13 protein-coding genes are annotated in these 12,426 nt (G+C 59.4%); 12 read left to right on the forward strand and 1 reads right to left on the reverse strand.

Translation table 11 applies throughout. The features are described 5' to 3' along the window. Nucleotides 1-38 precede the first annotated feature (38 nt). From AC1DD7_RS19795 to AC1DD7_RS19840, 10 genes are all read left to right on the forward strand, one after another. A complete protein-coding gene (locus tag AC1DD7_RS19795; protein WP_477516274.1) occupies nucleotides 39-1,316 on the forward strand; it encodes an ABC transporter substrate-binding protein in 1,278 nt (425 codons plus the stop codon). After that, a complete protein-coding gene (locus tag AC1DD7_RS19800; RefSeq protein ID WP_477516275.1) occupies nucleotides 1,313-2,068 on the forward strand; it encodes an ABC transporter ATP-binding protein in 756 nt (251 codons plus the stop codon). Before AC1DD7_RS19795 ends, AC1DD7_RS19800 begins: the two co-directional genes overlap by 4 nt. Further along, nucleotides 2,065-2,844, forward strand: a complete 780-nt coding sequence (locus tag AC1DD7_RS19805) for an ABC transporter ATP-binding protein (RefSeq protein WP_477516276.1) — start codon at nucleotides 2,065-2,067, stop codon at nucleotides 2,842-2,844. The genes AC1DD7_RS19800 and AC1DD7_RS19805 overlap by 4 nt, the downstream gene beginning before the upstream one ends. Continuing rightward, on the forward strand, nucleotides 2,837-3,706 hold the full coding sequence (locus AC1DD7_RS19810) for a branched-chain amino acid ABC transporter permease (RefSeq protein ID WP_477516277.1): 870 nt from the start codon (nucleotides 2,837-2,839) through the stop codon (nucleotides 3,704-3,706). Before AC1DD7_RS19805 ends, AC1DD7_RS19810 begins: the two co-directional genes overlap by 8 nt. Next, nucleotides 3,706-4,755, forward strand: coding sequence for a branched-chain amino acid ABC transporter permease (locus AC1DD7_RS19815; protein ID WP_477516278.1), 1,050 nt, complete (start codon nucleotides 3,706-3,708; stop codon nucleotides 4,753-4,755). The genes AC1DD7_RS19810 and AC1DD7_RS19815 overlap by 1 nt, the downstream gene beginning before the upstream one ends. After that, complete coding sequence (locus tag AC1DD7_RS19820; protein WP_477516279.1) at nucleotides 4,745-6,139, forward strand: M20 family metallopeptidase; 1,395 nt, start codon at nucleotides 4,745-4,747, stop codon at nucleotides 6,137-6,139. The genes AC1DD7_RS19815 and AC1DD7_RS19820 overlap by 11 nt, the downstream gene beginning before the upstream one ends. Next, the gene (locus AC1DD7_RS19825; protein ID WP_477516280.1) at nucleotides 6,136-7,434 is read left to right on the forward strand and encodes a type I glutamate--ammonia ligase; all 1,299 of its coding nucleotides are present in this window, start codon (nucleotides 6,136-6,138) and stop codon (nucleotides 7,432-7,434) included. The genes AC1DD7_RS19820 and AC1DD7_RS19825 overlap by 4 nt, the downstream gene beginning before the upstream one ends. Beyond that, complete coding sequence (locus AC1DD7_RS19830; protein WP_477516281.1) at nucleotides 7,424-8,578, forward strand: amidohydrolase family protein; 1,155 nt, start codon at nucleotides 7,424-7,426, stop codon at nucleotides 8,576-8,578. Before AC1DD7_RS19825 ends, AC1DD7_RS19830 begins: the two co-directional genes overlap by 11 nt. A 17-nt stretch (nucleotides 8,579-8,595) precedes the next feature. Next, entirely contained in the window at nucleotides 8,596-9,777 is a 1,182-nt protein-coding gene (locus AC1DD7_RS19835) for a M20 metallopeptidase family protein (protein ID WP_477516300.1), read from the forward strand. A gap of 106 nt (nucleotides 9,778-9,883) precedes the next feature. Next, nucleotides 9,884-10,777, forward strand: a complete 894-nt coding sequence (locus tag AC1DD7_RS19840; protein WP_477516282.1) for a MurR/RpiR family transcriptional regulator — start codon at nucleotides 9,884-9,886, stop codon at nucleotides 10,775-10,777. A gap of 111 nt (nucleotides 10,778-10,888) precedes the next feature. Here the strand turns inward: AC1DD7_RS19840 and AC1DD7_RS19845 are convergent, their stop codons facing one another. Next, complete coding sequence (locus AC1DD7_RS19845) at nucleotides 10,889-11,281, reverse strand: nuclear transport factor 2 family protein (protein ID WP_477516301.1); 393 nt, start codon at nucleotides 11,279-11,281, stop codon at nucleotides 10,889-10,891. A 313-nt stretch (nucleotides 11,282-11,594) separates the two neighbouring features. Between AC1DD7_RS19845 and AC1DD7_RS19850 the strand changes: the two genes are divergently transcribed. Next, nucleotides 11,595-11,975: a DUF7793 family protein gene (locus AC1DD7_RS19850; RefSeq protein ID WP_431119850.1), complete on the forward strand. Its 381-nt coding sequence runs from the start codon at nucleotides 11,595-11,597 to the stop codon at nucleotides 11,973-11,975. A gap of 63 nt (nucleotides 11,976-12,038) precedes the next feature. Further along, entirely contained in the window at nucleotides 12,039-12,419 is a 381-nt protein-coding gene (locus tag AC1DD7_RS19855; RefSeq protein ID WP_477516283.1) for a DUF7793 family protein, read from the forward strand. Nucleotides 12,420-12,426: the final 7 nt, after the last annotated feature.

Genomic DNA, 12,426 nt, shown 5'->3' on the forward strand with positions numbered 1-12,426 from the left:
CAAACCCGGACCAAAATCCCCATCTCCTACGGAGCGCTATGCCCACCTCAATCAAGCCCCACTTACGTTCTTCCCTTCTTCTTTCGGTCGCCGCCCTCGTGGCCATGTCGATGGTGAGCTGTACCGTTCCCACTGGCGAAGGTGGTGTCTCCGGGGGATCCGGAGAGGCCATCACGCTCGGTCTATTGGCCCCGCTCACAGGCGTGGCCGCTGCCGACGGCAAGCTCATGGAACAAGGTGCACGACTCGCGGTCGATGAAATCAATGCCGAGGGCGGCATCGATGGGAGGAAGGTTGAACTCAAAGCCCTTGACGTGCGGGACCAGAAGTCAGATGCGGTCTCGGCCGCTGTGACACAACTGACCTCAGACCCCAATGTTGCGGCAGTGATCACCGGCTACGCCAGCACGACGAACTTCGAAATCGATCAGCTCGCAGAAGCCGGGATTCCGTACCTGCTCAGCGGCAACAGCGGCCAAACGCAGGAGATCATTTCCAAGAATCCCGAAAAGTACCCCGGTGTCTGGTCCGTTGCCCCTTCATACGAGGGCTACAGCACTGGAATTCCTGAACAATTGGATGCATGGAACGCCGATGGCACGTTCCCGCTCACTAACCGCCGGGTTTACATCATCTCCAGCGACAATGCATATTCCAATGGCATAGCGTCAGGTCTGGACAAGAACTTCAAGACAAAAGGCTGGGAAGTCACCGGTCCTGACACTGTTCCGTTTGGGGAAGTGGACGACTGGACCACGCAGATCACCAAAATTCGGCAGGTCGATCCGGCTGTAATCATCAACCTCGACTACCTGACTGCAAATGCGTCAAAGTTCCTCACTCAATTCCGCCAGAACCCCACGAAGTCACTGGTGTTTTCGCAGTACGCCCCCAGCGTCCCGGAGTTCACTGAGCTTGCAGGGAAGAACGCTGATGGCGTGCTTTACAACCTGCCGTTTGCCCCGTTGCCGGCATTGCCGGAAACCAAGGACCTTACCCGGAAGCTTACGGAGACATACCAGAACGAACCGAGCCTTTATAGCTATGGCCTCTACGAACAGGTCCATCTGTGGGCCGACGCCGTCAAGGAAGTCGGGGATCCCGACAAACGCGAGGAAGTCGGAGCTGCATTGGGCAAGCTGGACAAACAAACCACCCTCGGGCGTGTCCATTTTGATCCAACAACCCATCTGGCGGTAGCCGGCAAGGACGGTATCCCGATGACGTACTACCAAATCCAAAACGGCAAACGCCTGAACATCGCTCCCGAAGAGTTCGCCGACGGCAAGTTCCAGAGACCCGAGTGGATGAAATGAGGATCGCCAAGTCACCAGTCGCCGGCCCGTCCACAGGGCACCTCCTGGAAGTACGGCAGGTCAGTCGACACTTCGGGGGATTCGTGGCAGTGGACGACGTCACGCTGAATGTTCACGAGGGGGAGATCCTGGGAATTGCCGGTCCCAATGGCGCGGGAAAAAGTACTCTCTTCAACCTGATCTCCGGGGTGCCGTTCGGCCCGACAGCCGGAGAGATTTTCTTTGACGGTACGCGGATTGACAGGCTTCCCGCGCACAGAATCGCTCGTTCGGGAATGCGTCGAACCTTCCAGGCGGAACAGCTGTTCCCGTCGTTGAGCGTTTCGGACAACATCGCCGTGGCCAACCACTACCTCGGCGGGCGGCGCACCAAAGGGGACGTGGAAACTGCCTTGGAGACAGTCGGAATCACCAAGTACAGAGATGATCCCGCGGCGGACATACCACTGCTGGCAAAAAAGAAGCTAATGATCGCCAGCGCCCTCGTTTCACAGCCGCGGCTCTTGATGCTGGATGAACCAGCCGGGGGCCTCAACGATGAAGATCAGGCTGAACTAATCCTGCTTTTGCGGGAACTTCAGAAGGGCGGCCTGACACTGCTGATCATTGAGCATGTACTCAGTCTTATCCGCGATCTGGCCAAACGGATGGTCATCATGTCATCCGGCGAAGTCCTGGTTGAAGGAACCCCCGACGCCGTTCTTTCGGATCCGCGGGTCATGGAGGCATATCTGGGGAAGGCTGCAGCATGAACGCCGAACAGCAGACGGTTGGCCCCCTGCTCCGCGTCAGTGACCTGGCGGCCGGATATGGACGCCTGCCTGTCGTCAGATCACTTTCCATGGAGGTCGTCCCGGGTGAAGCCCTGGCCTTGTTGGGTCCCAACGGTCATGGAAAGACGACCGCCCTGCGCGCCATCTCGGGCCTTGGCAGGATCTCTTCGGGTCAGATTGTCTTCGATGGCAGCGATATCACCGGGATGCCCGCCTATAAGGTAGTCAACCAGGGAATGATGCATGTGCCCCAAGGCAATCAGCTCTTTCCCAGGCTCACCGTCAGGGAGAACCTGCTATTGGCAGGTGGGATCCCGGCGGCCAGGGGCCAGCGGGAAGAGACTCTTGAAATGGTCCAGGGACTGTTTCCCAAGCTCCTGCAACGTCGAGGGCAACTTGTGGGCACGCTGTCCGGAGGCGAACGCCAAATGGTGGCCATCGGAATGGGCCTTATGGCCAAGCCCAAGCTTCTGGTGCTGGATGAACCAACTCTCGGGCTGGCACCCAAGATCCGGTACGAAATCCTTGAGACACTTCACGAAGTCCGACGACTGGGCCTATCCCTGATAGTCGCCGATGGCGATATTGAGTTCCTCTTCGAACTCGCGGACCGGTGGCATCTCGTGGAGCTCGGGCGGATCGTCTCCAGCGGGACCACCGACATCAAGCCCAGCCACGAGGAAGTCATGGATATGTACGTCGGCTCCCACCCGTCATCCGCTATCAACGACATTGAGGGAGACAAGCATGTCTGACGCGCTCCTTTCCATCCTCGTCTCAGCCCTCGTGCTCGGGTCGCTGTACTCATTGATGGCAAGCGGACTGTCCCTCATTTGGTCCACGCTGGGGGTCTTCAACTACGCTCACGGCGCGCTCCTGCTGCTGGGCGCGTACCTTATCTGGACGTTCTCAGAGAAGGTCGGGCTCCCGGTACTTCTCGCTTTCGCGGCTGCGATTCCCTTGCTGGCCTTACTGGGTATGCTCCTGGACCTCGTCGCGGTCCGGCCGTTCATCAGCAGGGCAAACGGAACTCTCTTGGTCATGGTTTCGACCCTCGCCATCGCCAACGCCGTCGAAGGTGCTGCACAACTAATCTGGGGACCGCAGAACAAGCAGATAAAGGCCGTGAGCACCTCAACATTTGCCTTGGGCGACGTAAAAATCGCAAGCTCCACCCTCATTGCCCTGGCCCTGGCATTAGTTCTAGTCGTAGGACTGATTACGTTGCTGCGCAAGACGAAGTGGGGGATGGCCGTCCGGGCAGTGGAACAAAACCGGGACATGGCAATGCTCGTCGGAATCAGGCCAGCGCGCATATACGCCGGCGTATTTGCGGTGGCGTCAATTCTGGCCTGCGCCGCTGCCTTCGTCTACGGAACGACCACCACCATTACGCCCACCAAGGGCTTTGAACCCCTGCTGACTGCCTTTGTCGTCCTGGTCTTCGGCGGGTCGGCGACTTTGTGGGGAACCTTGGTCGGCGCCTTCACCATAGGCCTGTTGGAGGCGGGCACAACGTACTGGCTCGGTCTGCAATGGAGCCCTGTAGCCGTATTCCTCGTGCTGGTCCTCATCATGCTGGTCCGCCCCCAAGGTCTAGTGAAAGGACGTTCGTGATGAACATTCTTGGATCCCTCAAGCGCTTCGCGACGTGGCCGTTGCTCTTGCTTGCCGCCGCCTTGCTGCCGTATGTCGTCATCAGCGGCTCTGCACGCCTGCTGGCCGCGACAGCGCTCATTTACGCCCTGCTCGCGGCCAGCTGGAACCTGACGCTGGGTATCGGCGGTATCTTCAACTTCGCACACGTTGGCTTCTTCGGGGTCGGTGGCTACGCGATGGCCGTTGCCACCGTGACATGGGATATGAATCCATGGCTTGGGCTCATACTGGCAACCGTTGCCGGTGGGCTGGCTGGTGCCCTGGCCTATATCCCGGTGATACGCATGCGAGGCATCTACATCGCACTTATCACCTTCGTCTTCGTGCAGCTCTGCTACTACCTGGTGTTGGCCATTCCCGGAATCACCGGCGGATCCAGCGGACTGACAGGCGTACCTGCCCTGAGCGTTGGGGATTTTTCCTTCGCAAAGTACTCGGGATTGGGCTATTTATGGTTGCTCGGCGGAGCAGTGGTCCTGCTGCTGGCGCTGCTCCGGACCGCCCTGAGCAGACCGTTCGGCAAGAGCCTCATCGCGCTGCGCGACAATGAAAACCTTGCCGTGAGCCGCGGAATGAACCGAATAAGGCAGCATCTCCTGGCCTTCATCCTCAGCGGAGCAGTCGCCGGCGTCACAGGAGCCCTTTATGTTGCGTACTTCCGCGTTGCGGACGTCACACTCTTCAGTTTCGGATTCGTCACCCTTGGCTTGAGCATGATCTTCCTCGGCGGTACCGGCCACATCTGGGGTCCGGTCCTGGGGGCATTGATAGTCACCGTCATCGACCGCCAACTCACTGACCTTGGGCCTGTGCGTGCGATCATCATCGGCGTTGGAACCCTTCTGGTTCTCATTTTCCTTCCACGCGGCATTTCCGGGCTCTTCGAAGACGTATGGACCAGAGCGCGGAGGCTACTTCCGGGAAACCCGAACAAATCCGCCCATAGAGCACTCCAAAAACCCGCAAGCCGGACTATGGAAGTCGAGGAGAGCACGCATGTCCATTGATGCCACTGCCCGGGCAGAGCAGAACCAGCGAAAGGCGGTCCTGGACGCTGTGGATCGTCTGGCGCCCAGGATCGTGCAGTCCGTCGCCGACGCAGTCAGGATCCCGAGCATAAACCCCAAGTATCCCGGTCAGGACTACCAGAAGCTTGTGGGCGGCGAGGGTGAGGTGAGCGCCCTCATGAACGATCTTCATCGCGAAGCCGGGGCCTCCACGGAACTCGTCACAGTTGAGAAGGGCCGGGACAATGCTTGCGGGCGGATTGCCGGGACGGGCGGTGGCCGCTCGCTGCTGCTCAACGGGCACGTCGATGTTGTTCCGCCCAACCGGGAAGGTCTGTGGGACCAGGCGCCGTTCTCCGGGTTGATTACCGATGACGCGGTTCATGGCAGGGGAGCTACGGATAACAAAGCCGGCACAGTCGCCACGGCATATGCTGCCATCGCATTAGCCAGCGCAGGTATCCGGCTCAAAGGAGACCTCGTACTGCAGGCGGTCGTCGGAGAAGAAGTCGGTGACCACCTCTCGGGTACAACGGCAGCCCTACAGGCTGGATACGGGGCCGACGCCGCAATCGTCTGCGAACCGTCGAACTTCTCGGATGCAGCCCCCAATCTGGTTCCCACCACGCCGGGGCTGCTGTGGTTCTCGCTGTCCCTTGTCGGCAAAGCTGCGCACTCCGGACTGCGGGGTCTTACCATCCATCCAACCCTTGAAGGCGAAGCTTTAGGCGTCAATACCATCGATAAGTTCTGGATCATTTATCACGCCCTGCGGCAGTTGGAAGATACTTGGGCGCGGCGTGACAGGCACCCCCTGTTCCAGCCGGGCTACTTCAATCTCTTGCCCGGGGTGATCCGTGGAAACCCGGAGGGCGTCCTGGTCCCGTTCTTCCTCGCCGACACGCTCACAGTGGAATACTGCGTCTACCACCACCCTGAGCGAAGCAACGACGAAGTCATCGACGAGATCGAACGAACCGTGCGTCAAGCTTGTGCCAACGATCCCTGGCTGAGCGCCCACCGACCCGAATTCGACTGGAAGCTCCTATGGCCGCCGTACACCGCGCCGGCCAGCCATGAACTCATCCCCGCGGTCATGAAGGCCCACAGTGATTCCGTCGGCGGGTTTGACCTGGCCACCCCTCCTGAACAAGAGGGGTTCCTCGGTGTCTGTGATCTCACATGGATGGATGCCCAAGGCATCGACGGGCTAGTTTACGGTCCTGGGGTTGGCCGAACCGCGCACGCGGAAAACGAGTTCGTGCCAATCCACCAGATCATTACCGCAGTAAAGACGTACGCCCTATCTGCAATGGATTATTGCGGCGTCTCGGGTACTGAATCCAGCATCAATCCACCCACGACTGGCCGGAGGCGCCCGTGAACACCCCCGATATATTCGTTGCTACCTGCGATCTCGCTGGTCAGGTCAAAGGACGAGGCGCACCCGGCGAAGCCTACGGCTCCGTCCTTCGCTCCGGTCTGGGCTGGGTGCCGGCCAACCTTGGCATTTCGGCTTTCGGCAGCATTGCGCCGGGCAGCGCCTTCGGTTCAACCGGCGACCTGCGCCTTATGCCGGACGAGGCCACGGAAATCACCGTGGCCGATGGCCCCAAAGAGGCCGGACTCAGGATTCTGATCGCCGACCAAACACAACCTGACGGAACCGACTGGGACTGCTGTCCGAGGACCTTCCTGCGCCGAGCCATCAGCGACTTTCGAGAGCAAACGGGCCTGCGCGTTATCGCCACCTTCGAACACGAATTCGTTGTGGAGGGCCTGCCTCAATCGGCTCCGTTTTCCTTGCGCAGGCACCTGGACGCCGATCCGTTCGGAATGGACCTGCTGCGCCTCTTGACGGATTGTGGTCTCGCACCCGAGAACTGGTTGCCCGAATATGGGGCGAACCAGTTTGAAATCACGGTGGAACCGAGCGACCCCCTTACTGCAGCAGACAGGGCGGTGCTCTTGCGCGAATTGGTCCGCGATTTGGCAATCCGACGCGGCCTCAGAGCTTCCTTCGCGCCGCTTCAGGAACCAAACGGTACCGGTACCGGCGTCCATGTCCACATTAGTTTGGTCGACGACGTCGGTACTCCGGTTCTGTTCGACGCCACCTGTCCGGGGCGCCTTTCCGAGGTTGGATCAAGATTCAGCGCAGGAATCCTGCACCACGCCGAAGCGCTGACGGCCTGGACAGCGCCAAGCCCGGTTTCCTTCATGCGCCTGGCGCCGGATCGATGGAGTGTAGGGGGAATTTTCCTGGCGGAACGAAACAGGGAGGCTCTTCTACGAATCTGCCCGACCAGTTCGGCAGGTGGATCTGCTCCGGACCACCAGTTCAATCTTGAGTACAGGGCAGCTGACGCAACCGCCAACCCGTGGCTCACGCTTGGTGTCCTGCTCCGGGCCGGTCTGGCCGGAATCGTAGGCGGTGACGAGTACCCCGAACCTGATATTTTCCCCGAGACGGCAGGCCCGGCTGAATTGAACGACGTACCTCGACTGCCTCGTACACTCGAGGACGCACTTCTGGCATTGGAAAAGGACCAGACCGTGACGTCGTGGTTCCATCCTGATCTGTTGGCAACGTATTTGGCGGTCAAGCGGCATGAGCTCGCCCATGTGGCCACTCTCGACGATGCTGCCCGAGTCAAAGCGGTATCTGATGTCTACTAATTCCGTAGAAGATCTCCTGACCACCATCGAGGAAATCCCCTTGGTGGACCACCATGTCCATGGAGCGTTGAAGGATGACGTTGACCGATCCTCGCTGGAGGAACTTCTGACGGAGTCGGACAGGCCCATTCCTGAATGGATGACGCAATTCGATTCGCAGTTGGGATTCGCGATTCGTCGTTGGTGTGCGCCGTTGTTGGGCCTATCTGCACATGCGAGTGCCGACGCGTACTTTGAACGGCGTGTGGGGCTCGGGACGTCGGAAGTAACCTCTCGTCTGCTCCAGTCTGCGGGGATAGGTCATTTCCTGGTCGAAACCGGATATCGCGGTGATCAAATCCACGGCCTTTCGGGGATGGAGCGCATCAGCTCAGCCACCGTAGGTGAGGTTGTCAGACTCGAATCCGTAGCGGAGTCTTTGGCGTGGGAAGGCGTATCAGCCGCAGATTTCGCTAACGCCTATACGGCCCGGCTAGCGCTGGCAACGGAGAACGCCGTGGGAGTCAAGAGCATCATCGCCTACCGACATGGGTTCGACTTTGATCCAATCCGGCCGTCCAAAGAAGAAGTGGTGAAGGCGGCCGCTTCCTGGCTCCGTTTGGTAGCAGCCGGCTACTCGCTCCGTGTTTCGGATCCTGTGCTTTTGCGCTTCTTTCTCTGGTCGGGCGTCGACCGTGGCCTGCCCATTCAAATGCACACTGGATACGGTGATCCCGATTTGCGTCTGGACCGCTGCGACCCCTTGCTGCTGGTTCCCTGGTTGAAGCTGATTGAATCATTGAAGGTGGACGTACTCCTTCTCCACTGCTACCCGTTCCATCGTCACGCGGGCTACCTTGCGCAGGTATTCCCGCACGTCTACTTCGATGTCGGGCTTGGGACCAACTACACAGGCGTTCAGTCTCTGGAACTGATCAAAGAGTCTTTCGAATTGGCACCGTTCTCCAAGATCCTGTTTTCAACGGATGCATGGGGACCTCCGGAGCTCCATTACCTCGGGGCTCGACTATGGCGCGAAGGAATGGGCAAGGTCCTGGGGGCTTGGGTTCGCGATGGGGACTGGGCTGAGGAGGATGCCATTCGAGTGGTTCACATGGTCGGAAGGGATAACGCAGTGCGCGTCTATGAGCTGGGGGAGAAGTGAACTCTGAACTGTTTGAGGTGCTCAGGAGACGCATCGACGAGGAAATTCCGCGTGCAATAGAACTGCGCCATAGATTGCATAGCTTGCCGGATTTATCCGGTTCCGAGGGGCCCACCCTTGATCTGGTCTTGAACGCATTGCCTGGGGACCTGCAAACCAGGTTTGTGGCCGGAACGGGGGCAGTACTGCGAATCGGCGGCCCCGGCAAGGCGGTCGCTGTCCGGGCTGAGCTGGATGCGCTGCCGGCCATGGAAGATTCCGAAGTCGATTGGGCTTCCCAAAGGCCGGGTGTCATGCACGCCTGTGGGCATGATATCCATCTGGCTGCCGTCGTTGCCTTGGCCCGGGCTGTCCACTCAACGCCGGGCGCAGCTCCCATGGCACTGGTCTTGCAACCCAGGGAAGAAACTTACCCGTCCGGGGCAAGGGACATCTGCGCAACAGGGATGCTCGCGGAGGAAGACGTGCGTGCCACAGTCGCGGCCCATGTTCAGCCCCTGCTACCCGGAGGGACAGTGGCGTGCACACCGGGGGCCGTGAATGCCTCATCGGACGAGTTCGTCATCAACGTTCATGGTAGGGGTGGACACGCTGCCTACCCGCACATTGCAGCGGATCCTGTTCTGGCGCTATCCCACGTTGTGGTCTCTTTGCAAAACATCGTGAGCCGGAACGTGGATCCCATGGATTCGGTCGTTCTCACCATTGCTACCCTTCAGGCCGGTACCGCCGCCAATGTCATACCGGGTACTGCCGCTGCCCGGGGAACTGTCCGCACCATGGCCACCCCTGTGAGGGAGGAAGTGCTACGGCGTCTTGCCGAGACAGTGCACCTGGTTGCAGCTGCGCACGGCTGCAGCGGTGAAGTCAGCGTCACCGAAGGCGAACCCGTCCTGGAAAATGATGCGCACATCGTTAAGGCGACTGCTCCTCTACTGCTGGCTCTGGGCTTGGAAGTGGACAGCAATCTCAGGTCGGCAGGCTCCGACGATTTTTCGTATTTTTCGGAAAGAATGCCTTCATTGATGATGTTCGTGGGTACCAGCGGAACCGGGGAACGGTTGCACTCAAGCACTTTCGTGCCCCATGACTCTCACGTCCATGATGTAGCTCATGCGCTCCTGGCTGGATACGTTGGCGCCGCCAGGACGTTACTGCCCGTCCATGACCTGCCCTTGGTCGCTGCCCCAACAAGCTGACGGCAGGCACCGGTCAACCCGTTCTGGGTTTCCTGATTGAATGGGGATAAAAGCGGGGAGTTCACACTAACTTCCAGCTTTGCCGTCTATGCAAGAAAGGAACGCCATGACGCAGTCCGGACGATATGAACAGTCTGAGAACCAATCTGCCCGGTTGACCCTGGCGGACCGAATCCGTCAAATTCAGGGTTCGCTTTCCCCGGCAGAGCACAAGCTGTCCCGCGTTTTCCTCGCCAACTACCCGACGGCAGGGCTTGAGTCCACCATTGAATTTGCCAAGAAAGGAAATGTCAGTGCCCCCACGGTGCTCAGGTTCGTCAGCAGATTGGGCTTCAACAAGTACCGGGACTTCCAGGATGCCCTGCGCGAAGAAGTGCAGGCGCGGCGGGCATCGCCGCTGACCCTCCAAGGCAAAATACGAGTTGATTCAGCCGCTCCAGAATTGGCTCAGTCAGTGGCAGAGACGGCGGTCGAGGGCATCGAGAGCACGGTCGCCTCGCTTCCGGAGCACGAGTTCGACCGTGCCGTTGCCCTTCTATGCAATACGTCACTGGACATTACTTCGGTCGGTGGCAGGTTCTCTCACCTGCTGGCCACCTACTTGGACTTGCACCTTCGCCTGATGCGACCCAACACCGTGGTGCACGCCCAGCATCCTAACAATGACTCCACGTTCATAGCTGACCTCAGCAAACGCGATGTCTGCGTCTTCTTCGATTTTCGCCGCTACCAGAAAGACACCGTTGACCTGGCAAAGGCAGCCCGTGAGAAGGGGGCAAAGATTGTCCTCATCACGGACCCGTGGCTCTCTCCGGTTTCATTTGTCGCGGACGTCGTTCTGCCGGCGCGGGTGGAGGCGGCGGGTTCCTTCGACAGCATCGTGCCGGCAACGGTGTTGGTGGAAGCCCTCATCGCTGCGGTCCACGTCAAACTTGGGCCGGCGGCCGATGACCGTATGCGGACTTTGGAAGCCAGCTATGGCACCGTACTGGCCGACTAGTCCCCAACGCAAGTTTCTATCGGCCGCCGGAACTGAGGTCTTCAAGCATCGAAAGTCCAGCCTCTGGGTCACTTTATGGCCTTAGAGGATCCTTGCTTCGAGGGCCAGAACTCAGGTCCAGAATTCGTCCGCCTTGGCGGTGTCCTCGAAGAACTCCCGGCCCTCGACAACCTTTCCGTCGCGGAGCACGAACACGATGGCTGACGCCACGTCCAAAGTCTTCCCGTTGTTTTCCGCGTGGCTTTGCTGGATCCCCACGGTGTGGTTTTCCCCGCCGACGATGTCCTGGACATTCGCCTGGAACGACCCCTGGGAGCGTGCGCCCAGCTCGCCAAAGTAGGCCAGGATGGCTTCGCGTCCGTCTTTCTTGCCTGACAGCACGCCGCTTCCTGCCGCGTACCAGACTGCGTCCTCCGCGAACAATTCGCCAAGGGTCGCCAAATCCCCGGTGTTGAAGGCTTCGTACCCCCGCCGAACGAGTTCAGCGTTTTCTGCAGCTCCCATTTCGAACACCCCGTCATCCTTGTCGGTATTTTTACAACGGCCTAAGCCCGTTGACCCAACCAGTATCCGCTTCGGTACCCGGACGCTCAAGAGCCGGCGCTCGGTCAGGTCACGTCATAGGAGCTTCCCGGCGCCCTACTCGTTGACACGAGAGAATGACATGAATTTGCGCGTGTCCACAAGAGGTCCCCGGAGCCCACGGATGTCCGGGTTCTAAGGAAATGGGACGCCGCGAAATTTGACCGGTCGTTTGGCTGCGCATCTTTAAACAGGCAGTTACTCTTAGCTCTACAAGACTCTGGGGGAGCAAGAGATGAAACCAATCACCGTCGACGGCGGCAAGGGCACAGTGGAACTCGACGCCCAAGGAATTCTCTACCTGGTGTGGCAACCGGGGACTGTTCTGGAGGCCGATGACGTACATGCAGCGATGGCAAAGGTCAATGAGGTTGCCGACGGTGCCGAGTACCCGATGCTGATCGACATAGCCAACACTCAAGCTGTGACCCTTCAGGCCAAGTCCGTTTTCAGCGTCAAGTGCGCCGCTTCACGAATTGCCCTGCTTGGCTCAAGCCCGCTCAATCGGGTCATTGCCAACTTCGCCATGGCACGGCGGAAACTCCCGTGTCCCACTCGGTATTTCACCTCCCGCGATGAGGCGATGTCCTGGCTTCTCCAGGCACCCGTTTCCTGACACCACCGTGCCCATATCCAAGCAGGCAGTTAGTCTTAGCTCCACAAGACTCTGGGGGAGAAAATGAATCCAATCACCGTTGATGGCGGCAAGGGCACACTGGAACTCGATGCCGAAGAAGTTCTCCACCTGGTGTGGCAACCGGGGACTGTTCTGGAGGCCGACGACGTACATGCGGCGATGGCAACGGTCAATGAGCTTGCCGCCGGTGCCGAGTACCCGATGTTGATCGACATAGCGAACACTCAGGCGGTGACCCGTCAGGCCAGGTCAGTTTTCAGCGTCAAGTGCGCCGCTTCACGGATTGCCCTGCTTGGCTCAAGTCCGGTCACTCGTGTCATTGCCAACTTCGCAATGGCACGGCGGACGCTCCCGTGCCCCACTCGGTTTTTCACTTCCCGCGATGAGGCCATGTCCTGGCTACTCCAGACGCACCTTCCCTGACCCTGGC

The organism is Paenarthrobacter sp. 10L412, assembly GCF_056395565.1.